The sequence below is a fragment of the Saccharothrix sp. DSM 118769 genome (assembly GCF_052936295.1).
Genome location: NZ_CP193627.1, coordinates 5,045,737 through 5,071,729 on the forward strand (window position 1 = coordinate 5,045,737; position 25,993 = coordinate 5,071,729).

General features: G+C 77.4%; 1 protein-coding gene and 1 pseudogene. Both read right to left on the reverse strand.

Going from position 1 to position 25,993, the window contains the following annotated elements; genetic code table 11:
• Window positions 1-54: 54 nt before the first annotated feature.
• A pseudogene (locus tag ACRAKJ_RS21880) lies at window positions 55-4,995 on the reverse strand (type I polyketide synthase); the annotation flags it as partial.
• On the reverse strand, window positions 4,992-25,967 hold the full coding sequence (locus ACRAKJ_RS21885; RefSeq protein ID WP_438923755.1) for an SDR family NAD(P)-dependent oxidoreductase: 20,976 nt from the start codon (window positions 25,965-25,967) through the stop codon (window positions 4,992-4,994). The gene ACRAKJ_RS21885 and the pseudogene ACRAKJ_RS21880, both read right to left, overlap by 4 nt.
• Window positions 25,968-25,993 lie beyond the last annotated feature (26 nt).

Here is a 25,993-nt window from a genome sequence, read left to right on the forward strand (position 1 = left end):
CAGGCGTTCCCGCTGGGCGGGGCCGAGGTCGCCGACGACACCGGTCCCGACGTCCCAGGTGCCCCAGGCGAGCGACTGGGCGGGCAGGCCGGTGGCGCGGCGGTGGTGGGCGAGCGCGTCGAGGAACGCGTTGGCCGCCGCGTAGGCGCCCTGACCGGGGCTGCCGAACACCCCGGCGGCCGAGGAGAACAGCACGAACGCGGCCAGGTCGGCGTCGCGGGTCGCCTCGTGCAGGTGCAGCGCGGCGTCGACCTTGGGCCGGAGCACGAGGTCGGCGCGGTCGTGGTCGGCGTCCTCGACGAGGCCGTCGGCCACCACGCCGGCGGCGTGCACGACGGCGGTCAGCGGGTGCGCGGCGGGGACGTCGGCGAGCAGCGCGGTGAGCGCGTCGCGGTCGGCCACGTCGCAGGCGGCGACGTCGACGTGCGCGCCCAGCCCGGTCAGCTCGGCGCGCAGCGCGTCCGCCCCGCCGCGCCGGCCGACGAGCAGGAGGCGGGTGACGCCGTGCGCGGTGACCAGGTGCCGGGCGACGTGCGCGCCGAGCGCCCCCGTGCCGCCGGTGACGAGCACGGTGCCGTGCGGGTCGAGGACGGGTGGCGGGCCGGTCGGGGCGGCGGCCCGGGTGAGCCGGGGGGCGCGCAGCACGCCGGCGCGGGCGGCGAGCTGCGGTTCGCCGGTGGCGAGGGCGGCGGCGACCGGCGGCCGGTGCGGGTCGTCCACGTCGAGGAGCACGAACCTGCCGGGGTGCTCGGACTGCGCGGCCCGCACGAGTCCCCACACCGCGGCGGCGGCCAGGTCCGGCACGTCCTCGTCGGGGTCGGCGGCGACGGCGCGGCGGGTGAGGACCACGAGGGTGGCCTGGTCGAGGCGTTCGTCGGCGAGCCAGTCGCGCAGGGCGTCCTGCGCGGCGTGCACGGTGCGGCGGGTGTCGTCCCCGGGCCGGTCGGTGGTTGACCGGTCCGGGGCCGGCCGGTCGACCAGGGACAGCAGCACGACGTCGGGCGCGGGTCCGTCCCGGTCGAGCGCGGCGAGGTCGACGTGCGGCCGGTCGGGGGCGGTGGGCGCGGGGACCGGCGGCCACGACAGGCGGAACAGCGAGTCCGGCGCGGGTGTCGCGGCGGCGCGGACCACCAGGGACTCGACGGTGAGCACCGGGTGGCCGGCGGGGTCGACGGCCTCGACCGCCACCTCGCCGGGCGTGCCGGTGGGGCGGGTGCGCACGCGCAGCGCGGTCGCGCCCGACCGGTGCACGGTGACGCCGCCGAACGCGAAGGGGAGCCCGCCCACCGGCACCGCGCCCGGCGGGAGCAGGCCGACTGTCTGCAGGGCGGCGTCGAGCAGGGCCGGGTGGACGCCGAACCCGGCGGCGTCGCCACCGGGCAGCACGACCTCCGCGAGCACGTCGTCGTCGACGCGCCACGCCGCGCGCAGGCCGCGGAAGGCGGTGCCGTAGTGCACGCCGAGGGCGGCGAAGTCCTCGTAGCGCCCGGTCAGGTCGATCGGCTCGGCCCCGGCGGGCGGCCACTCGCCCGTGCCGTCCGGGACGGGTCGGGGGTCGGCGGAGAGGGTGCCTGCGGAGAGGGTGCCTGCGGAGAGGGTGCCTGCGGAGAGGGTGCCGGCGGAGAGGGTGCCGGCGGAGAGGGTGCCGGCGGAGAGGGTGCCGGCGGAGAGGGTGCCGGCGGAGAGGGTGCCGGCGGAGAGGGTGCCGGCGGAGAGGGTGCCGGTGGCGTGCCGGGTCCACTCGGCCGCGGCGTGGCGGGAGTGGACCGAGACCTCGCGCAGGCCGTCGCCGTCCGGCGCGCCCACCCTGACCTGGACGGTCACCGCCGCGGACGGCGGGAGCACCAGCGGCGCGTGGACGGTCAGCTCCTCCAGGCCGCCGCCCGCGTGGAGGGCCAGGTCGACGAACGCCGCCCCGGGCAGCACGGCGGTGGTGCCCAGGACGTGCTCCGCCAGCCACGGCCGGGTGGCCGGGGACAGGACGCCGGTGAGCACGGTGCCGCCGCCGGCCAGCTCGACCAGCGCGCCGAGCAGCGGGTGCGGGGCGGGGCGCAGCCCGGCGGAGGCGAGGTCGGCGGGTCCGGTCGCGGCCGGTCCGAGCCAGTACCGCTCCCGCTGGAAGGCGTAGGTGGGCAGCGGGACGGGGCGGGCGCCCGCGAACACCGGCGCCCAGTCCACTGGCACGCCCCGCACGTGGGCCTCGGTCAGGGAGCGGGTCATGCGGTCCGCGCCGCCGTCGCCGCGGCGCAGCGAGCCGACCACCACGACGTCCTCGGCGGTGTGCTCGCCGGCGTTTCCGGCGGTGTCCTCAGTTGCGTTCTCGGCTGCGTCCTCGGCGGTGTCGAGCACGGCGGGCACCAGCAGCGGGTGCGGGCTGCACTCGACGAACACGCGGTGCCCGGAGCCGAGCAGGTCGCGCACCGCGCCCAGGAAGTCCACCGGGCGGCGGGCGTTGGCGAACCAGTAGGCGGGGGTCAGGTCGGCGTCGCGCACCCACCGCCCGGTCGCGGTGGAGCGCAACGGGACGCGCGGCGGGCGCGGCCGGATGCCGGCCAGGGCGTCCAGCAGCCGGTCCCGGGCCTGGTCCACCTGCGGCGAGTGCGAGGCGTAGCCGATCGGGACGCGGCGGGTGCGGACGCCGTCGGCGGTGAGCGCGGCGGCCAGCTCCTCCAGGTCGCCCAGCGGCCCGGAGACGGCGACGGCCCGGGGGCCGTTGAGGGCGGCGAGGGACAGCGCGGGCCGGTCGACCAGGCGGCGGCCCACCTCGTCCGGCGACGCGGACACCGAGAGCATCCCCTCCAACCCGGTCAGCGCGGCCAGCACGCGCCCGCGTCGGGCGACGACGAGCGCCGCGTCCTCCAGGGTCAGCGCCCCGGCGACGCAGGCGGCGGCGATCTCGCCCTGCGAGTGCCCGACCACGGCGGCCGGCCGCAGCCCGTGCGCGCGCCACACCTCGGCCAGCGACACCATGACGGCGAACAGGACGGGCTGGACGACGGCGTCGGTGTCGAGGGGGCGGGCGTCGCGCAGGGCCTCGGTCGGCGACCAGTCCAGGTGGGGTGCGAACGCGGCCTCGCACTCGGCCAGGCGGCGGGCGAACACGGGTGACGAGGCGAGCAGGTCGGCCCCCATGCCGGCCCACTGCGAGCCCTGGCCGGGGAAGACGAACACGGTGCGGCCGGCCCGACGCGCGCGGCCGGTGACGAGGCCGGCGGCACGGGTGCCGCGCGCCAGGGCGTCGAGCGCGCCGACCCGGTCGTCCCCGAACACGGCGGCACGGTGCTCGAAGTGGGTCCGGCGGAGGGCGAGGGTGTGCCCGACATCGGCGGGGTCGATGGCAGCAGGGTCGATGGCGGCGGGGTCGATGGCGGCGGCCGGATCGGCGGTGGTGGCGGCGGGGGCAGCCGGGGCAGGGGCAGCGAGGTAGGCGGTAGAGGTGGTGGCGGGATCGGCGGGGGCGGCGGCCGGGCCGGCGGTGGTGGCGAGAGCGGTGGTGGCGAGGGCGGCCGAGTTGGCGGGGGCGAGGTGGGCGGCGAGGTGGGCGGCTTGGGCGGCTAGACCGCGTTCGGTGCGGGAGGACAGCAGCCAGGGCACGGCGGTCGGGCGCGGGCCCGGCTCTGCGGCGGCTTCGGGCGGCGGCTCTTCCAGGACCACGTGGGCGTTGGTGCCGCTCGCCCCGAACGACGAGACCGCTCCCCGGCGCGGGCGGTCGCCCCTCGGCCACGGGCGGCTCGCGGTGAGCAGTTCGACCGCGCCCGCCGTCCAGTCGACCCGCGGCGTGGGCTCGTCCACGTGCAGGGTCGGCGGCACGGTCTCGTGCCGCAGCGCCAGCAGCAGCTTCAGCACGCCCGCCGCGCCCGCGGCGGCCTGGGTGTGGCCGATGTTGGACTTCAGCGAACCGAACCACAGCGGCGCGGCGCGGTCCTGGCCGTAGGCCGCCAGCACGGCCTGAGCCTCGATCGGATCGCCCAGCACGGTCCCCGTACCGTGCGCCTCCACGACGTCCACGTCGGACGGCCGGAGCCGGGCATCGGCCAGCGCGCCCGCGATGACCCGCTGCTGCGACGGGCCGTTGGGCGCGCTCAACCCGTTCGACGCGCCGTCGGAGTTGACCGCCGAACCGCGCACGACCGCCAGCACCGGGTGCCCGTTGCGCACGGCGTCGGCCAGCCGTTCGACCAGCAGCACCACCACACCCTCGCTGAACGCGGTGCCGTCCGCGCCCGCGGCGAACGACTTGCAGCGGCCGTCCGGGGCGAGCGCGCCCGCCGCCGACGCGGCCAGCAGGTACGCGGCCGGGTCGGGCAGCACGGTCGCGCCCGCGGCCAGCGCCAGGTCGCACTCCCCCGCTCGCAGGGCCCGGACGGCGAGGTGCAGCGCGACCAGCGACGACGAGCACGCCGTGTCCACCGTGACGGTCGGCCCCTCCAGGCCGAACACGTAGGCCAGGCGCCCGGACGCCACGTTGACCTGGGTGCCGGCGGTGACGAAGTTCGCCACGCCCTCGGGCAGGTCGTAGGCCGACGGGTGGGCGTAGTGGGTACCCATCACGCCCGCGTAGACGCCGGTGCGGCTGCCCTTGAGCGCGGGCAGGGTCAGGCCGGCCCGCTCGAACGCCTCCCACGACACCTCCAGCAGCAGCCGCTGCTGCGGGTCCATCGCCAGCGCCTCGCGCGGGGAGATGCCGAAGAACCCGGCGTCGAAGTGCCCGGCGTCGCGCAGGAACCCGCCCCGGAGGTGGTCGTGCACCGGGCGTCCGCGGTCGGTGGGCAGCGGCCCGGTGGTCTCGTCGCCCGCCGCCAGCAGCCGCCACAGCGCCTCGGGGCTGTCGATGCCGCCGGGCAGCCGGCACGCGGCGGCGACGACGGCCACCGGGGCGTGCGCGGCCTCGGTCAGCGCCCGGTTCTCCGCGCGGAGGTCCTCGTTGTCCTGCAACGACTTCCGCAGTGCCTCGACGATGACGTCGGTCGAGCCGGCCATGTGTCGCTCCGTCACTTGTCGTCGGTGGGCGAGCCGGGACCGCCCAGGGCCATCCGGACCAGTTCGTCGGCGTCGAGCCCGCTGAGGTCGCGCGGACCGCCGGGCACCGGTACGGACACGGGCACGGGTGCGGACGTGGTGGGCGCGGCGAGCCGCAGCAGGCGGTCCAGCAACCCGGACTCCCGCAGGCGGTCCACCGGCACCGCGCCGAGCAGGTCCCGGACGGCGCGGTCGCTCATCGCGCCGTCGCCGACGTCGGGCACTGGGGTGGGGGTGTCGGCCGGGGCGAGCCGGTCGGCGAGGTGCGCGGCCACCGCGGCGGGCGTCGGGTGGTCGAACACCAGCGTCGGTGGCAGCCGCAGCCCGGTCGCCGCACCGAGCCGGTTGCGCAGCTCCACGGCGGTGATCGAGTCGAACCCGGTCTCGCCGAACGCCCGGTCGGGGTCGACCGAGCCCGGTCCGGCGTGCCCGAGCACGGCCGCCACGTGCGTCCGCACCAGCTCGTCCAGCAGCGCCCCGGCACCCTCGGGGTCGAGCGCGGCGAGCCGGTGGCGGAGGTCGCCGTCCGCGACGGACCCGGCGGTCCGCCGGGTCCGCCGGGCGCGGACGAGCCCGCGCAGCAACGGCGGCTCCTCACCGGGCCGGACGCCGGCCAGGTCGATCCGCACGGGCAGCAGCAGTGCCCGGTCGGGTCGGGCGAGCACGGCGTCGAACAGGGCGAGCCCGTCCGCGTCGGACAGCTCGCCGACGCCGTCACGGCGACCGCGCGCCACCCGCGCCGCGTCGAGGCCGCCGGTCATCGCGCCGCGCCGCGCCCACAGGCCCCAGCCGAACGACTGCGCGGCGAGCCCCAGCGCACGCCGCCGCCGGGCGAGGGCGTCGAGGAACGCGTTGGCCGCCGTGTACCCGGCCTGCCCCGGCGAACCGGTGGTGCCGGACGCCGAGGAGAACAGCGCGAACAGCGGCACGTCGCCGACCAGCTCGTGCAGGTTCAGCGCGCCGTCCACCTTGGGCCGCAGCACCCGGTCGACCTGCGCGTCGGTGAGGGCGGTGACCGGCGCGTCGTCGATCACGCCCGCGCAGTGCACGACGCCCGTCAGGTGGCGGTCGCCGATGGCCTCGGCCAGCGCGCGCCGGTCGGCGACGTCGCACGCGGCGAACACCACCTCGACGCCCAGGGCGACGAGGTCGTCCACCAGCGCCCGGTTCTCCGGGCCGGCCGCGCCCTCCCGGCCGAGGAGCAGCAGGCTGCGCACGCCGTGCGCGGTCACCAGGTGCCGGCAGACCGCGCCGCCCAGCACCCCGCCCGCTCCCGTGACCAACACCGTGCCGTCCGGGGTCCACGGCGTGCCGGTGACCCCGCCCGCGCGGGCCAACCGGGGCACGCGGACCGTGCCGTCGCGCAGCACGACCTGGGGTTCCCCGGTGGCCGCCGCGGCGTCGAGGACGGCGTCCGATGCGGGCCGGTCGTCGGTGTCGACCAGCACGAACCGGCCGGGGTGCTCGGCCTGCGCGGTGCGGACGAGACCCCAGACGGCGGCTCCCGGCAGGTCGAGCACGTCCTCGTCGTCGACGCCGACGGCCCTCCCGGTCACCACGACGAGGGGCCGGTCGTCGGTCCCGTCCCGCTCCAACCGCGCCCGGACGGCCGCCAGCGCGCGCCGCACGGCCACCCGCACGGCGTCACCGCTCCCACCCCCGACCGGTTCGACGCGGAACACCACCGGTTCGACGGCGGACGGCGCGGGCGGCACCTCCGCCCAGTCGAGCACGAACAGGGCGTCGGCGACGCGGGCGGTCGCCTGGTCGGGCAGCGGCCGGGCCACCAGGGAGTCCACCGAGGCGACCGGTGCACCGCCCGGGTCGGCCAGCAGGACCCGCGTGCCGCCCGAGCCCGAGGGCGCGAGCCGCACCCGCACCGACGTCGCGGCGACCGAGTGCAGCCGCAGACCGGTCCAGGAGAACGGCATGGCCACCGCGCCGGTCCCGGCCGACTCCAGCCAGGACGCGTGCAGCGCGGCGTCCAGCAACGCCGGGTGGACGCCGAACGCGGCGGCCCGCGCGTGGTGCTCGGCGGGCAGGGCGACCTCGGCGAACACCTCGTCACCCCGCCGCCAGGCCGCCGTGAGGCCGCGGAACACCGGCCCGTAGTCGTACCCGGCGGCGGCGAAGTCCTCGTACAGCCGCCCGGTGTCCACCGCGACCGCCCCGGCCGGCGGCCACTCCCCCGCCAGCGCGCGGTACTCGTCCGGCAGCGGCGGTTCGTCCCGGGTCAGCACGCAGGTGGCGTGCGGTTGCCACGGCGCGTCGTCGCCGGTCCGCGAGTACAGCCGCGCCTGCCGGACGCCGTCCGGTCCGGGTCCGTCCACCCGGACCTGGAGGGTGAGCGCGCCGGACTCGGGGACGACCACGGGTGCTTCGAGGGTCAACTCCTCGACGTGGGGGCACCCGACCTCGTCGCCGACGCGGACCGCGATCTCCGCCAGCGCCGCACCGGGCACGACGACCCGGCCCAGCAGCCGGTGGTCGGCGAGCCACGGTTGAGCGGCCAGGGACAGCCGCCCGGTGAACAGGTGCGCGTCACCACCGGCCAGGGACACCGCCGCGCCGAGCAGCGGGTGTGCCACGTCGAGCAGCCCGGCACCGGTCACGTCACCCGTTCCGGTCGTCACGGGACCATCGGGCCAGTACCGCTCGTGCTGGAACGGGTAGGTGGGCAGCTCCACGCGGGTGCCGCCGGTCAGGGTCGCCCAGTCCACGGCCACACCGTTCACCCAGGCGCGGGCGAACGCGTCGAGCAGCCGGTCCGGGCCGCCGTCGTCGCGCCGCAACGTCCCGGTGACCACCACCTCCCGCCCCAACCCGAACGCCGTCTCCTCGATACCCGGCACCAACACCGGATGCGGACTCGGCTCGACGAACACCCCGAACCCGTCCTCGACCAACCCCGTGACCACCCGGTCGAGCTGAACCCGCTCCCGCAAATTCCGATACCAGTAATCGGCGTCCGCCACGGCCTCGTCCGCCACCGTCGAACGCCACGGGACCGCGGGCGTCAACGGCGTCACACCCCGCAGGAGTTCCGCCAACTCCTCACGGATCTCCTCCACCACCACCGAATGCGACGCGTAGTCCACCGCGATCCGGCGCACCCGCAACCCGCACCGCGCGACGAAGTCCTCCAACGCGGCGGACTCGCCCGACACGACCACCGATTCCGGCCCGTTCACCGCCGCGACCGACAACCCTTGACCGAGCAGCCCTTCGACCTCGGCCAGCGACGCCGCGACCGACACCATCCCGCCACGACCCGCCAACCGGCCGATCACCTTGCTCCGCAACGCGACAACCCGCGCACCGTCCTCAAGCGACAGGGCACCCGCCACCACCGCCGCCGCGATCTCCCCCTGCGAATGACCCACCACCACCGACGGCTCAACCCCGGCCGAACGCCACACATGCGCCAACGACACCATCACCGCCCACAACACCGGCTGCACCACATCGACCCGAGCCAACAAACCCTCATCGGACAGGGCCTCACCCAACGACCAATCCACGAACGGCGATAGAGCCCGCTCGCACTCGGCCATCCGCTCCGCGAACACCACCGACGAACCCAACAACTCCACACCCATCCCGACCCACTGCGAACCCTGACCCGGGAACACGAACACCACCCGACCGTCCGACTTCGCCACCCCGCTCACCACACCGGGGTCACCGGCGGCCACGGCGGCGAGACCGGCCAGCAGCTCGTCCCGCCCACGCCCGACCACCACCGCCCGGTGCGCGAACGCCGACCGACCCGCCAGCGACAGCCCGACGTCCGCCGGACGCGCGTCCCCGACGTCGGCCAGGCGGACGGCCTGCGCCCGCAGCGCCGGGGCGGTCCTGCCCGACAGCACCCACGGCACCACGCCGGGTTCCGGCACGGCGACGGGCTCCGCGACCGGTGCCCCCTCGACCGGTGCCTCCTCGATGATCAGGTGGGCGTTGGTGCCGCTGATGCCGAACGCGGAGACCCCGGCACGGCGGGGCCGGTCGGACCTCGGCCACGGCACCGGCTCGGTGAGCAGCGACACCGCACCCGACGACCAGTCCACCTCGGACGTCGGCTCGTCCACGTGCAACGTGCGCGGCAGCACCCCGTGCCGCAGCGCCAGCACCACCTTCAGCACACCGGCCACGCCGGCCGCCGTCTGGGCGTGGCCGATGTTCGACTTGACCGATCCCAGCCACAGCGGCCGTTCGCGGTCACGTCCGTAGGCGGCGAGGATCGCGTCCGCCTCGATCGGGTCGCCGAGCCGGGTGCCGGTGCCGTGCGCCTCGACCGCGTCCACGTCGTCGGCGGTGAGCCCGGCGGCGGCCAGCGCCTGACCGATCACCCGGCGCTGCGCGAGACCGTTGGGCGCGGTGAGCCCGTTGGACGCGCCGTCGGAGTTGACCGCCGAACCGCGCACGACGGCCAGCACGGGATGCCCGAGCCGCCGGGCTTCGGAGAGCCGTTCGAGCAGCACCACGCCGGCTCCCTCGGACATGCTCATGCCGTCCGCGGCCTGCGCGAACGGCTTGCACCGGCCGTCCGCGGCCAGGCCGCGCTGCTGGCTGAAGCCCACGAACCCGGCGAGGTTCGCCATGACCGTCACACCGCCGGCGAGCGCCATCGAGCACTCGCCGGACCGCAGCGCCTGCGCCGCCAGGTGCATCGCGACCAGCGACGACGAACACGCCGTGTCCACCGTCACCGCCGGGCCCTCCAACCCCAGCGCGTACGCGATGCGGCCGGACGCGACGCTGCCGGAGCCGCCGGTCACCGAGTGGCCGTCCACGACGCCGGACGTGTCGCCCGGTCGCGGGGTGTAGCCGTTGACCGCGCAGCCGACGAACACGCCGGTCCGCGTGCCCCGGTAGGTCACCGGGTCGATGCCCGCGTTCTCGAACGCCTCCCACGAGGTCTCCAGCAGCAACCGCTGCTGCGGGTCCATCGCCAACGCCTCGCGCGGCGAGATGCCGAAGAAGTCCGCGTCGAAGTCACCCGACCCGGTGAGGAACCCGCCGCGGCGCGCGTAGGACTTGCCGGGCACGGCGGGGTCGGGGTCGTAGAGCCCGTCGAGCGCCCACCCCCGGTCGTCGGGCCAGTCGGTGATGACGTCGCGCCCCTCGGCCAGCACGGTCCACAGGTCGTCGGGGGTGCGGATGCCGCCGGGGAACCGGCCGCTGACGCCGACGATGGCGATCGGTTCGTCCGGGTCGGCCCGGACCACCACCGGCGGGGTGGGCGCGGACGGGTCGCCGCGCAGCAGTTCGCGCAGGTGGCGGGCCAGGTCGGTCACCGTGGGGTGGTCGAACACCACGGCGGCGGGCAGCCGCAGCCCGGTGAGGGCGTTGAGCCGGTTGCGCAGGTCCACGGCGGTCAGCGACTCGAACCCGAGGTCGCGGAACGCGCGGGTGGGGTCGAGGTCGTCGTCGGCGTGGCCGAGCACCTCGGCGGCCTGGGCGCGCACGACGTCCCGCAGCGCCCGCTCGGCCCCGGCGGCGTCCAGCGCGGCCAGGCGGCGGACCAGGTCGGGGGTCTCCGCCGCCGGCTCGTCGGCGCGCCCGGCCGCCACCTCGGGGATCTCGGAGAACAGCGGGAACCAGCGGGCGGAGGTGAACACGTCCACGAACCGCGGCCAGTCCACGTCGGCGACGGCCACGGCGGTCTCGTCGTCGTCCAGGCACCGCCGCAGCGCGTCGACGGCCACGGCGGGGTCGAGGAACGGCAGGCCCCGGCGGCGCAGGCGCGCGAGGTCCAGGCCGCCGGGCAGCACGACGTCGTCGGTGAAGCCGGGCGAGTCCCACACGCCCCACGCGATGGAGGTCGCGACCTGCCCCCGGGCACGGCGGCGGTGCGCGAAGGCGTCCAGGTAGGCGTTGGCGGCGGCGTACGCGCCGTGGTCGCCGCTCCCCCACACGCCCGCGATGGAGGAGAACAGCACGAAGGCGTCCAGGTCGGTGTCGGCGAGGGCGTCCGCGAGGTGCTCGGCACCCCTGGCCTTGGCGTCGAAGACGCGCGCGAGGTCGCCGAGCGAGGTGTCGGCCAGCGACCCGAGTTCCATGGCGGCGGCGGCGTGCACGACGGCGCGGACCGGCGTGCCCGCGTCGGCCAGCCCCCGCACCAGCGCGGCGACCGCCACCGGGTCGGCGACGTCGCAGGCGACGGCGGTGACGCGCACGCCCGGCAGGTCGAGGTCGGGGACCGTGCCGCGCCGGCTGGGCAGCACGACGTGCTCCGCACCGGCCTCGGCGAGCAGGCGCACGACGTGCGGGCCGACCGCGCCCGTGCCGCCGGTGACGAGCACCGTGCCCGTGGGCCGCCACGTCCGCCGCTCCGGCGACGGCGCGGCCGACGCGCGCACCAGGCGGCGGACCAGCACGCCCGAGTCGCGCACGGCCAACTGGTCCTCGCCGCCGCCCGCGGTGAGCGCCTGGCCGAGGAACGCGGCCGTGCGGTCGTCGCACGTCCCGGGCAGCTCGACCAGGCCGCCCCAGTGGCGGGGGTGTTCGAGCGCGGCGACCCGACCGAGCCCCCAGACGGCGGCGGACGCCGGGTCGGTCTCGGCGTCCCCGGTGAGCGACCACACCGGGCCGTCGAGCCCGGCGTCCAGCACCGCTTGGAGCAGGACGGTGGTCAGCGCGAGCCCGGACGGCAGCGCCGGGTGCCCGGGGTGCCGCCCGCCGGCCAGGGCGAGCAGGGAGAGCACGCCGGTCACGGGGGTGTCGGCGGTCAGGAGGGCGGCGAGCCCGGCCCGGTCGACGTCGGCGGGCACCTCCACCGTGGCCGGGGTGGCCCCGATGCCGGTGAGGGCGACGTGCACGCCGTCCACCCACGGCTCCCGGCACCCGGCGGGCACGACGACCAGCCACGTGCCGGTGGCGCGCGCGGCCGGTCGCGCGGTCAGGGGCCGCCACGCCACGCGGTAGCGCCACCGGTCGATCACGGACCCGGTCCGGTCCCGGTGCTGCGGTGCCAGCCAGAAGTGCTCGCGCCGGAACGGGTAGGTCGGCAACTCGACCCGTTCACCGCCGCCGATCACGTTCGCCCAGTCGACGTGGACGCCGTTGACCCAGACCCGCGCGGCGGCCTCCAGCAACCGCTCCCGGCCGCCGTCGTCGCGCCGCAACGTCCCGGTGACCACCACCTCCCGCCCCAACCCGAACGCCGTCTCCTCGATACCCGGCACCAACACCGGATGCGGACTCGGCTCGACGAACACCCCGAACCCGTCCTCGACCAACCCCGTGACCACCCGGTCGAGCTGAACCCGCTCCCGCAGGTTGCGGTACCAGTAGTCAGCGTCCGCCACGACCTCGTCCGCCACCGTCGAACGCCACGGGACCGTGGGCGTCAACGGCGTCACACCGTCCAACAGCTCAGCCAATTCCTCGCGGATCTCCTCCACCACCACCGAGTGCGACGCGTAGTCCACCGCGATCCGCCGAACACTGAACCCACAACGGGCAACGAACTCATCCAAGGCGGCGGACTCACCCGACACCACCACCGACCCCGGCCCGTTCACCGCCGCAACCGACAACCCTTGACCGAGCAGCCCTTCGACCTCGACCAACGACGCCGCGACCGACACCATCCCGCCACGACCCGCCAACCGACCGATCACCCGACTCCGCAACGCGACAACCCGCGCACCGTCCTCAAGCGACAGGGCACCCGCCACCACCGCCGCCGCGATCTCACCCTGCGAATGCCCCACCACAACAGCAGGCTCAACCCCGGCCGAACGCCACACATGCGCCAACGACACCATCACGGCCCACAACACCGGCTGCACCACGTCAACCCGAGCCAACAAACCCTCATCGGACAGAGCCTCACGCAACGACCAATCCACGAACGGCTCCAAAGCCCGCCCGCACTCCGCCATTCGCTCCGCGAACACCACCGAAGACCCCAGCAGACCGAGCCCCATCCCGACCCACTGCGAACCCTGACCCGGGAACACGAACACCACCCGGCCATCGGGTTTCGCCACCCCCGCGCCGAACCCACCGGAGGCGATCGACGCGAGCCCGGCCACCAGTTCCTCCCGGTCGCGCCCGACGACCACCGCCCGGTGGGTGAACGTCGCGCGCCCGACCGCCAGCGAGTAGCCGACGTCCGCCGGGTTCAGGTCGTCGGAGCCCGTCACCCGGGCGGCCAGCAGCCGCGCCTGGTCGCGCAGCCCGTCCGCACTTCGGGCGGACAGCACCCACGGCACCGCCCCGGCCGCCGGCAGGGCGGGCTCGTCGGCGGCAGGCGGTTCCTCGATCACCACGTGCGCGTTGGTGCCGCTGATGCCGAACGACGACACGCCCGCGCGCCGGGGTCGCGCCGACCTCGGCCACGGCACCGGCTCGGCGAGCAGCGACACCGCACCCGACGACCAGTCCACCTCGGACGTCGGCTCGTCCACGTGCAACGTGCGCGGCAGCACCCCGTGCCGCAGCGCCAGCACCACCTTCAGCACGCCCGCGACGCCCGCGGCGGCCTGGGTGTGGCCGATGTTCGACTTGAGCGACCCCAGCCACAGCGGGCGTTCGCGGTCACGGCCGTAGGTGGCCAGCAGCGCGCCGGCCTCGATCGGGTCGCCCAGGCGGGTGCCGGTGCCGTGCGCCTCCACCGCGTCCACATCCGCCGGGTCGAGGCCGGCGACGGCCAGCGCCTGCCGGATCACGCGTTCCTGCGACGGCCCGTTGGGCGCGGTCAGGCCGTTGGACGCGCCGTCCTGGTTCACCGCCGAACCGCGCACGACGGCCAGCACGGGGTGCCCGAGCCGCCGGGCGTCGGAGAGCCGTTCGAGCAGCACCACGCCGACGCCCTCGGCGACGCCGAACCCGTCCGCGCGGTCGCTGAACGCCTTGCTCCGGCCGTCTGCGGCGAGGCCGCCCTGCCGGCCGAACTCCAGCAGCCCGTCGGGCGCGGCCAGCACGGTCGAGCCGCCGGCGATGGCCATCGAGCACTCGCCGGACCGCAGCGCCTGCGCCGCCAGGTGCATCGCGACCAGCGACGACGAGCACGCCGTGTCCACGGTCACCGCCGGGCCCTCCAACCCCAGGGCGTACGCGATGCGGCCGGACGCGACGCTGCCGGAGTTGCCGGTGGCGACGAACCCGGAGGCGGCCTCGTCCGAGCGGGCCACCAGCATCAGGTAGTCGTGGCTGCTCAGGCCGACGAACACGCCGGTGGCCGAGCCGCGCAGGCCGGTCGGGTCGATACCGGCGCGTTCCAGGGCCTCCCACGAGGTCTCCAGCAGCAACCGCTGCTGCGGGTCCATCACCAGCGCCTCGCGCGGCGAGATGCCGAAGAAGTCCGCGTCGAAGTCGCCCGCGCCGTGCAGGAACGCGCCCCCGGCGACCCGGTCCTCCGCCGCCAGGCCGGAGCCGGCGTAGAGGGCGGTGAGGTCCCAGCCCCGGTCGGGGGGCGGCGGGCCGACCGCGTCCGCGCCGGCGTGCAGCAGGTCCCACAGGTCGTCGGGGGTGCGCACGCCGCCGGGGAGGCGGCAGCCGGTGCCGACGATGACGACCGGGTCGTCGTCGGTGGCGGCGCGGACCAGCGGCGGGGCCGTGCGCCCGGACGCTCCCGGGGCGGCGGTGCCCAGGGCGGTGACGCGCAGGTGGGTGGCGAGCCGCTCGGCCGACGGGTGGTCGAACACCAGCGTCGCGGGCAGTCGCAGACCGGTCGCGGCGGCCAGCCGGTTGCGCAGCTCCACCGCCGTCAGCGAGTCGACGCCCAGGTCCCGGAAGGCCGTGTCGGCGGCCACGGCGTCGGCGGAGGCGTGCCCGAGCACGGCGGCGACGTTCGACCGGACCAGGTCGGTGAGCAGCCGGTCGGCCTCCGGCGTGGTCAGCGCGGCGAGCCCGCGCGCGAACGCGGGCAGGTCGGTGTCCGCGCCGCCGTCGCTGCGCCGGCGCTTCACCGCGACCAGCCCGCGCAGCAGGGGCGGCACGTCGGCGTCCGCGCGGGCGGAGGTGTCCAGCGAGGCGGCGACGACGAGCGCCTCGTCCAGGCAGTCGGCGGCGTCGAACAGGGCGAGACCGGCCGCGGTGGGCAGGGCGCGGACGCCGGAGCGGCGCATCCGCTCGATCGCGGTGTCGTCGAGGGCGGACCCCGCGCCGCTGTCCCGCCACGGGCCCCAGGCGATCGAGGACGCGGGCAGGCCGCGGGCCCGGCGGTGCTGGGCGAGGCCGTCGAGGAACGCGTTGGCCGCCGCGTAGCCGGCCTGCCCGGGGCTGCCGAACACCGACGCCCCGGAGGAGAACAGCACGAAAGCCGCCAGGTCCAGGTGCGCGGTGAGGTCGTGCAGGTGCCGCGCGCCGTCGACCTTGGCGCGCAGGACGACGTCCAGCCGCTCGGGGGTGAGGTCGGTGACGAGGGCGTCGTCGAGGACGGCGGCGGTGTGCACCACGGCGGTCAGCGGGTGCTCGGCGGGCACGTCGGCGAGCACGCGGGCCAGCGCGTCCCGGTCGGCCACGTCGCAGTCGGCGAGCACCACGTCCGCGCCGAGCGCGGTCAGCTCGTCGCGCAGGCCGGTGGCGGTGGACGCGGTGCGCGCGAGCAGCAGCAGGCGCCGCGCGCCGCGCCCGGCGACCAGGTGGCGGGCGACGTGCCCGGCGAGCGCGCCGGTCGCGCCGGTGATCAGCACCGTTCCGCCGGCGTCCCAGGGGCGGGGCAGCCGCACGGCGACCTTGCCGACGTGCCGGGCCTGCCCGATGTGCCGCAGCGCGTCGGGCAGGCGGGTGACGTGCCAGGCGCGCCGGGGCAGCGGTCGCAGCGCGCCCGCCGCGAACAGGGCGAGCAGTTCCCGCAGCACCTCCTGGGTCCGCTCGGGGCCCGCCTCGCCCAGCGCGAACCCCCGGTACCGGATGCCGGGGTGGGCGCGCGCCACCTCGGCGGGGTCGCGCACGTCGGTCATGCCCAGCTCGACGAACCGGCCGCCGCGCGGCAGCAGGCGCAGCGAGGCGTCCACGAAGTCGCCGGCCAGGGCGTTGAGCACGACGTCGACGCCGCGCCCGCCGGTGGCGGCCAGGAACCGCGGTGCGAAGTCCAGGGTGCGCGAGGACGCCAGGTGCGCGTCGTCCAGGCCGGTGGCGGGCCACTTCGCCGGGCTCGCCGTGCCGTGCACCTCGGCCCCGAGGTGCCGGGCCAGCTGCACGGCGGCCATGCCGACACCGCCCGCGGCGGCGTGCACGAGCACCGAGTCGCCCGCCCGCAGGCCGGCGACGTCCACCAGGCCGCAGTAGGCGGTGAGGAACACCGCGGGCACGGTCGCGGCCTCCTCGAACGACCAGTCGGCCGGCATCGGCGCGACCAGCCGCCGGTCCACCGAGGCGGTGGTGCCGAAGGCGTGGAAGACGCCGAACACCCGGTCGCCGGGCACGAGGTCGGTGACGCCGGGGCCGGTCGCCACGACCACGCCCGCGCCCTCCACGCCGAGCGGGCCGGCGGCCCCGGCGGGCATCATGCCGAGCGCGTTGAGGGCGTCGCGGAAGTTCACGCCCGCCGCACGCACCGAGATCCGCACCTCGCCGGCGGCCGGGGGCGCGTCGGGCAGGGCGGTCACGGCCAGGCCCTCCAGCGTGCCGCGGCCGGTGTGCCCGACCCGCCAGGGCAGGTGCCGGGCGGGCGGCACCAGGCGTCCGCCGGTCGCGGCGCGGACCAGGCGCGGCGCGAGCGGCACGCCGCCGCGCACCGCGAGCTGCGGTTCCGCCGGGCCCGGGACGGGCGCCTCGCCGCCGTCCACGTCGAGCAGCCCGAACCGGCCGGGGTGCTCGGACTGGGCCGACCTGACCAGGCCCCACACCGGGGTGCCGTCCACGTCCACGTCGTCGTCCACGTCGGTGGCCACGGCCCGGCGGGTCACCACGACCAGGCGGGAGGCGGTGGACCGCTCGTCGGCCAGCCACTCGCGGAGCGCGTCGAGGACGTGCGCCAACCGCGCGCGGACGTCCCCGGTGGTCGGGGCCAGCAGCACGACGTCGGCGTCCACCGCCTCGGCGAGGGAGGCGTGCCGGCGGGCGCCGGGCACGGTGAGGCCGTCGCCGACGACCGCGACGGCGGCCGTGGTCGCGGTGGTCGCGGTGGTCGCGGACCACTCGACGCGGAACAGCGCGTCGCGCAGCACGGCGTCGTGCGGGCTGAGCGGGCTGGTGAACGGCCGGGCCACCAGGGAGTCCACGGACACGACGGGCGCGCCGGAGGCGTCCACGGCGTGCAGCGAGACGGCCTCGGGCCCGGCGGCGCGGACCCGCACCCGCAGACCGGTCGCGCCCGCCGCGTGCAGGGACGCGCCGGACCAGGAGAACGGCAGCCGGAACCGGTCGTCGCCGGCGAAGAAGTCGCCGAACGCGGTGGCCTGCACGGCGGCGTCCAGCAGCGCGGGGTGCAGGCCGAACGCGCCCGCGTCCCCGGCCAGGTCGTCGGGCAGCGCGACCTCGGCGAACACCTCGTCGCCGGACCGCCACGCCGCGCGCAGCCCCCGGAACGCGGGGCCGTAGGCGTGGTCGGTGCCCTCGGCTCGCGCGTAGTGGGCGGCCACGTCCACCGGCTCGGCCCCTGGCGGGGGCCAGTCGCCGAGGTCGGTGGCGGGCGCGGGCGCGTCGGGCAGCAGGACGCCGGAGGCGTACCGGGTCCAGGGGGAGTCGGGCGCGTCGTCCGGGCGGGCGTGCACGTCGACGGTGCGCGCGCCCGTCCCGTCCGGCGCGCCGACGACGACCTGCACCGCCACGGCGCCGCGCTCGGGCAGCAGCAGCGGCGACTCCAGCACCAGCTCCTCCACCCGGCCGCAGCCGACCTGGTCGCCCGCGCGGACGGCCAGCTCCAGGAACGCGGTGCCGGGCAGCAGGGCGGTGCCGCCGAGGGCGTGGTCGGCCAGCCAGCCGTGGGTGGCGGTGGACAGCCGCCCGGTCAGCAGCAGGCCGTCCTGCCCGGCCAGGGCGACGACCGCGCCGAGCAGCGGGTGATCGGCCTCGGCCTGCCCTACCGACCGGACGTCGCCGGCGGCTCGGGCGGACTCCAGCCAGTACCGCCGCCGCTGGAAGGGGTAGGTCGGCAGCTCGACGCGGCGGGCGGCGGCGAGGTCGAGCACGCGCGCCCACTCGACCGGGCCGCGCCGCACGTGCAGCTCGGCCACGGAGGCGAGGAACCGGTCGAGGCCGCCCCGGTCGCGGCGCAGGGAGCCGACGGCGACGGCCTCGGCCCCGGCGTCCTCGGCGATCTCGACCACCGCCGAGACCAGCGCGGGGTGCGGGCTGCACTCGACGAACAGGTCGTGCCCGTCGGCGAGCAGCCGCCGGACCGCGCCGGCGAAGTCGACGGGCCGGCGGGCGTTCTCGAACCAGTACCCGGCGTCCAGGGCGGTGCCCGGGAGCGGTCCGGCGGTCACCGCGGAGCAGAAGGTGACGTCCCCGTCGGTGGGGCGCAGCCCGGACAGGGCGTCGAGCAGCGGTCCCCGCACCGGGTCGACCTGGGGGCTGTGCGTGGCGGCGCTGGCGGGCACGACGCGGGCCCGTTCCCCGGCGGCCCGCCAGGCGGCGACCAGGGCGGTGACGGCGTCGGTCTCCCCGGAGACCGAGGTCGCGCCCGGACCGTTGACCCCGGAGACGACGACCCGGTCGCCCCACGGCGCGAGGTCCTCGCGCACCCGGTCGGCGGGCAGCGCGACGACGGCGATGACGCCCTTGCCGACCAGTTCGCCGGCCAGCAGCTCGCTGCGCAGCACGAGCAGCCGGGCCGCGTCGGCCAGCGGCAGCGCGCCCGCCACGACGGCCGCGGCGACCTCGCCCTGCGAGTGGCCCACGACGGCGGCCGGTTCGACGCCGCAGGAGCGCCACAGCGCGGCCAGCGACACCATCACCGAGAACAGCACCGGCTGCACCACCGTGGTGTGGTCCAGCGCCGGCGCGCCGTCCGCCCCGTGCAGGACGTCGAGCACCGACCAGCCGGTGTGCGGGCGGAACGCCTCGTCGCACTCGCGCAGCCGCGCCGCGAACACCGGGTGCGCGGCGGCCAGCTCGCGGCCCATGCCGGCCCACTCGGAGCCCTGGCCGGGGAAGACGAACACCGGGCGGGTCCCGGAGCGGCCCGCGCGACCGGTCACGACGGCCGGGTCGGGCAGGTCGTCGGCGAGCGCGGCCAGGCCGCGCAGCAGGTCGTCCCGGTCGCCGACGACCACGGCCCGGTGGTCGAACGCGGCGCGCCCGGCGGCGAGCGTGAACGCGATGTCGGCCGGGGCCAGGTCGGGGTGCCCGTCGACGTGCGCGCGCAGGTCGGCCGCCCGTGCGCGCAGGGCGTCGGCGGTGCGGGCGGACAGCGGCCACGCGGCCGGGCCGCCGGCGGGGGTCGCGGGCCGCGCCGGTTCGGGGAACTCCTCGACGATGACGTGCGCGTTGGTGCCGCTCACGCCGAACGACGACACCGCGGCGCGGCGGGGCCGCCCGTCCCGCGCCCACTCGCGCGCCCCGGTCAGCAGTTCCACCGCGCCGGACGACCAGTCCACCTCCGGGGTGGGCGCGTCCACGTGCAGGGTGCGCGGCAGCGTCCCGTGCCGCAGGGCCAGCACCGCCTTGATCAGCCCGGCGACGCCGGCGGCGGCCTGGGCGTGCCCGATGTTGGACTTCACCGACCCCAGCCACAGCGGCCGGTCGCGGTCCTGCCCGTAGGTGGCGAGCAGAGCGTGGGCCTCGATCGGGTCGCCGAGCCGGGTGCCGGTGCCGTGCGCCTCCACGACGTCCACCTCGGACGGCCGCAGGCCCGCGTCGGCCAGCGCCCGCCGGATGACCCGGCGCTGCGCGGCCCCGTTCGGCGCGGCCAGCCCGTTGGACGCGCCGTCCTGGTTGACCGCGCTGCCGCGCAGCACCGCCAGCACCGGGTGGCCGCGCCGCAGCGCGTCGGACAGGCGCTCCAGCACCACCACGCCGGCGCCCTCGGACATGCCGACGCCGTCGGCCGCCGCCGCGAACGCCTTGCTCCGGCCGTCCGGGGACAGGCCGCGCTGGCGGCTGGAGTCCACGAACAGCAGCGGCGTGGACATCACCGTGACGCCGCCCGCCACGGCGAGCGAGCACTCGCCCTGGCGCAGGGACCGCGCCGCGAGGTGGACCGCCACCAGCGACGACGAGCACGCCGTGTCCACGGTGAGCGCGGGTCCCTGGAAGCCGAAGGTGTAGGAGACGCGGCCGGACAGGACGCTGGGCGAGTTGCCGATGCCGACGAAGTCCACCGCCTCCTCCGGGACGCGGTCCAGGCGCAGGGTGTAGTCGTTGGACATCACGCCGGCGAACACGCCGGTGTCGCTGCCGCGCAACTCCCCCGGGTCGATGCCGCCGCGTTCGAACGCCTCCCAGACGACCTCCAGCAGCAGCCGGTGCTGCGGGTCGGTGGCGACGGCCTCGCGCGGGGAGATGCCGAAGAACGCGGGGTCGAAGTCGGCGGGCGCGGTGAGGAACCCGCCCTCGCGCGTGTAGGTGGTGCCGGGGTGGTCGGGGTCGGGGTGGTAGAGCCCGTCGACGTCCCAGCCGCGGTCGCGCGGGAACCCCGACACAGCGTCGACCTCGTCGACCAGCAGCCGCCAGAACTCCTCGGGGCCGTCCGCGCCGCCGGGCAGGCGGCAGCCCATCGCCACCACGACCACCGGGTCGTCGTCCACGGGGCGCGGGGCGGTCGCGGGCGCGACCGGCGCGGCGGCGGGGGCGTCGGACAGCAGGGCGAGCAGGTGCGCGGCCAGCTCCGCCGGGGACGGGTGGTCGAACACCAGGGTCGCGGGCAGCCGCAGGCCGGTGGCGACGCCCAGCCGGTTGCGCAGCGACACCGCCGCCAGCGAGTCGAAGCCCAGGTCGCGGAACGCGCGGCGGGGGTCGACGTCGGCCGCCGAGCCGTGCCCGAGGACGGCGGCGACGTGCCCGCGCAGGGTGTCGGTGAGCAGCCGCACCCGCCGGTCGGGCGGCAGCGCCGCCAGCTCGCGCGCCAACCCCTCCTCGGCCCCGGCCAGGGCGGCGCGGGGACGGCGCACGGGCGCGCGGACCAGGTTCCGCAGCAGCGGCGCGACCGGCTGGTCGCGCAGCGCGGCGAGGTCCACCGGCAGCGCGGCCACGAACGCGGGTCCGGCGTCCGCGGCCGCGTCGAACAGCGCGAGGCCCAGGTCGGTGGGCAGCGGCGGCAGGCCGGACGCGGCGACCCGCCGCAGGTCGGCGTCGTCGAGGTGCGCGGTGAGGCCGGTGCGGGTCTCCCACAGCCCCCAGGCGATCGAGGACGCGGGCAGGCCGCGGGCCCGGCGGTGCTGCGCGAAGGCGTCGAGGAACGCGTTGGCCGCCGCGTAGGCGCCCTGCCCCAGGCCGCCGAGCAGACCGGCCCCCGAGGAGAACAGCACGAACGCGGACAGGTCGAGGTCGCGGGTCAGCTCGTCCAGGTGCACCAGGGCGTCCACCTTGGGCCGCAGCACCGGGCCGAGCCGGTCGGCGGTCAGCGAGGTGACCACGCCGTCGTCCAGCGCGCCGGCCGCGTGCACGACGGCGGTGACCGGGTGCTCGGCGAGCAGGGCGGCGAGCGCGGCCCGGTCGGCGACGTCGCAGGCCACGACGGTGGCGGTCGCGCCGAGGGCCGCCAGTTCGGCGACCAGGTCGGCGGCCCCGCCCCGACGACCGGCCAGCACGAGGCGGCGGACGCCGTGCGCGGTCACCAGGTGCCGGGCCACGAGCCCGCCGAGCACGCCGGTGCCACCGGTGATCAGGACCGCTCCCCCGGGCGTCCAGTCGGGGCGCGGTCCGGCGGGGGTCCGGGCCAGGCGCGGGACGAGGACCGCTCCCCCGCGCACGACGACCTGGTCCTCACCGGAGCCGAACGCGCCCAGCCCCGGCCCGGGGTCCCCGTCGGTGTCGAGCAGGCCGAACCGGTCGGGGTGCTCGGACTGCGCCGACCGGACGAGGCCGCGCGCGGCGGCGGCGGGCAGGTCGAGCACGTCCTCGTCGGGACCGGCCGCGACCGCGCGGTGGGTGACGAGGACGAGCCGGGAACCGCGGAAGCGGTCGTCGGCCAGCCAGCGCTTGAGCAGGTCGAGGGTGGAGCGCACAGCCTCGTGCGTGGCAGCCGCCACGTCGGTCGGGGCCGCCGGATCGGCGGGGTCGGCCAGGTCGGCGGGACCAGCGGGGTCGATCGGGCGCGGGAGCCGGGCGGCCATCGAGCCAGCCGGGGCCGCCGGGGCCGCGGGGGCGAGCGGGTCCGCCGGGGCGGGTAGGTCCACCGGGCCGATCCGGTGCGGGAGCCGGGCGACCACCAGGGGCGGCGGCACCGCGTCGGCCGCCACGTCCGGCAGCTCGGCCCAGTCGCCGGCCGGGGACGGGTCGGGCAGCGGCACCCAGTCCAGGCGGAACAACGCGTCGCGCAGCGGGTCGCGGCCGGTCCGCAGGCCACCGGCCGGGGCCGGTCGCAGCAGCAGCGCGTCGACGGTCAGCACGGGCGCGCCGGCGTCGTCCCGCGCCTCCAGCGCGAAGCCGTGCGGCCCGGCCGGGGTGAGCCGGACCCGCAGGGCGGTCGCCCCCGAGGCGTGCAGCACCGCGCCGGACCACGAGAACGGCAGCCAGCCCGCCGGGGCCGACCCGGCGCCCGAGGCGTGCAGGGCGGCGTCGAGCAGCAGCGGGTGCAGGCCGTAGGCGGCGGCCGTGCCGCGGTGCTCCTCGGGCAGCTCGACCTCGGCGAGCACGTCCCCGCCCAGCCGCCACGCCGCCCGCAGGCCGCGGAAGGCCGGTCCGTAGTGGAAGCCGACAGCCGCGAAATCGTCGTACAGGCCGGTCACGTCGAGCGGCTCGGCCCCGGCGGGCGGCCACGCCTCCTCGACGGGGGGCGGTGCGGCGGGTTCCGGGGCGAGGACGCCGCCGGCGTGGCGGGTCCAGTCGTCGTCGCCGGTGCGGCCGAACACCGACAGGGCGCGTCGTCCCCGCTCGTCGGGCGCGCCCACGGCCACCTGGATCGTCACCGGGCCGTCGTCGGGCAGCAGCAGCGGCGACTCCAGGGTCAGCTCCTCCACCCGGCCGCACCCGACCTGGTCACCGGCGCGGACGGCCAGCTCCAGCAGCGCCGCGCCGGGCAGCGGCACGGTGTCGCCGACGACGTGGTCGGCCAGCCAGGGGTGGGTGCGGCGGGCGAGCTGCCCGGTGAACAGCACGCCGTCGCCGTCGGCGACCGACACGACGGCCCCGAGCAGCGGGTGGTCCGGGCGGGCCAGGCCGGCGGCGCGCAGGTCACCGGTCGCGGGCGCGGTCTCCAGCCAGTAGCGGCGGCGCTGGAAGGCGTAGGTGGGCAGCTCGACCCGGCGGGGCGCGTGCGGGGCGTGCGCCGTCGCCCAGTCCACCGCCACGCCCGCCGCGTGCAGCTCGGCCAGCGTGGTGAGCACGCGGCGCGGGCCGCCGTCGTCGCGGCGCAGCGAGCCCAGGGCCACCACCTCGCCCGCGGTGTCCTGGACGGCCGAGGTGAGCACCGGGTGCGGCCCGACCTCCAGCACCACGCCGTGCCCGTCCGCCACCGCGGCGCGGGTCGCGGCCTCGAACTCCACCGTGCCGCGCAGGTTGCGGTACCAGTAGGCGGCGTCGAGGGCGGCGGTGTCGATCAGGCCGCCGGTCACCGAGGAGTAGAACGCGACGTCGGAGGAGGTCGGGGCCACGCCGTCCAGCGCGTCGAGCAGGTCGCGCTCGATCCGCTCGACGTGCGCGGAGTGCGAGGCGTAGTCCACCGGCAGCACGGTCGCCCGCACGCCCCGGCCGTGCAGCTCGTCGCGCAGCCCCGCCAGCGCCACCGGGTCGCCGGAGACCACGACCGACGAGGGTCCGTTCACCGCGGCCAGGGCGAGGCCGGCGGGCAGCGCGTCGCGCACCTCCGCGGCGGGCAGCGCCACGGACATCATGCCGCCCGCGCCGCTGAGCACGCGCAGCGCGCGGCTGCGCAGCGCGACCACCCGCGCGCCGTCCTCCAGGGACAGCGCGCCGGCGACGACGGCGGCGGCGATCTCGCCCTGCGAGTGCCCGAGGACGGCGGACGGCACGACGCCGAACGACTCCCACAGCGCGGCCAGCGACACCATGACGGCGAACAGGGCGGGCTGCACGACGTCCACCCGCTCCAGCGCGGCCGGGTCGCCCAGCACGTCGGTCAGCGACCAGTCCGCGTGCGGGGCGAGCGCGTCGGCGCAGGCCGTCAGGCGGTCGCGGAACACGGGGTGGGTGTCGAGCAGGTCGAGCGCCATGCCGGGCCACTGGGTGCCCTGCCCGGGGAAGGCGAACACGACGTCCGGCGGGTCACCGGCGACCACGCCGCGCACGGCGTCGGCGGACGGCGAGCCGGCCGCCAGGTCGGCCAGCGCGGTCCGGAGTTCGGCGAGCCCCGTGCCGACGAGCACGGCGCGGTGCTCCAGCGCGGCCCGGGTGGTGGCCAGCGAGTGCGCGACGTCGGCGGGCCGCGCGGGCCGGTCGGCGAGGAAGTCCGCCAGCCGCCCGGCCTGCGCGCGCAGCGCGGCCTCGGTGCGGCCGGACAGCACCCACGCCACCGGGGAGCCGGCCCCGTGGGCACCGGCGAGGTCGGTCTCCTCGGCGACATCTTCGGCGTCGTCCTCGGCGTCGTCCTCGGCGGGCGCCTGTTCGAGCACGACGTGGCTGTTGGTGCCGCTCACGCCGAACGACGACACGGCGGCCCGCCTCGGCCGGCCGGTGTCCGGCCACTCCTCGGCCGCCGTCACCAGCCGCACGTCACCCACCGACCAGTCCACCGCGGGCGTCGGCACGTCGGCGTGCAGGGTCGGCGGCACGACGCCCGCCCGCATCGCCTGCACCAACTTGATCACGCCGCCGACGCCGGCCGCGGCCTGGGTGTGCGCGATGTTCGACTTCAGCGAGCCCAGCAGCAGCGGCCGTTCCCGGTCGCGGCCGTAGGTGGCCAGCAGCGCCTGCGCCTCGATCGGGTCGCCCAGCGGGGTGCCGGTGCCGTGCGCCTCGACCACGTCCACCTCGGACGGCGCGAGGCCGGCGACGGCCAGGGCGGCGCGGATCAGCCGCTGCTGCGCGGGCCCGTTGGGCGCGGTGAGGCGGCTGCTGGCACCGTCCGAGTTCACCGCGGACCCGCGGATCACGGCCAGCACCGGGTGCCCGTTGCGGCGGGCGTCGGAGAGGCGTTCCAGCAGCAGCAGGCCGACGCCCTCACCCCAACCGGTGCCGTCGGCGGACGCGGAGAACGACTTGCAGCGGCCGTCGGCGGCCAGTCCGCCCTGGGTGGCCATCTCGGCGAACGCGGCGTCGGTCGACATCACCATGACGCCGCCGGCCAGGGCCAGGTCGCACTCGCGCGACCGCAGCGACTGCCCGGCCAGGTGGACGGCGACCAGCGACGACGAGCAGGCGGTGTCGATCGAGACGGCCGGCCCCTCCAGGCCGAACGCGTAGGCGACGCGCCCGGACGCGATGTTGTCCGAGTTGCCCTGGCCCAGGTAGGGCCGCACCTCATCGGGCACGGCCAGCGGGCGGGCCGAGTAGTCCTGGTACATCACGCCGGCGAACACGCCGGTCCGGCTGCCCCGCAGCGAGGTCGGGTCGATCCCGGCGCGTTCGAACGCCTCCCACGTGGTCTCCAGCAGCAGCCGCTGCTGCGGGTCCATCGCGAGCGCCTCGTGCGGCGAGATGCCGAACAGGTCCGCGTCGAACCCGGCGACGTCGTCCAGGAACCCGCCGCTGCCGCCGCCCGGCCAGCCGCGTTCGGCGGGGAACGGGGTGATCGCGTCCACCCCGTCGACGACCAGCCGCCACAGGTCCTCGGGGCTGCGCACGCCGCCGGGGTAGCGGCAGGCCATGGCGACGACCGCGAGCGGTTCCCCGGAGCCGGCACCGGCCTCGACCTCCCGCAGCCGCGCCTTCGCGCGCCGGAGGTCGGCCGTCACGCGCTTGAGGTAGTCGCGCAGCTTGTTCTCGTTCACCGGGTCCTCACCGTCGTCACCTCGCG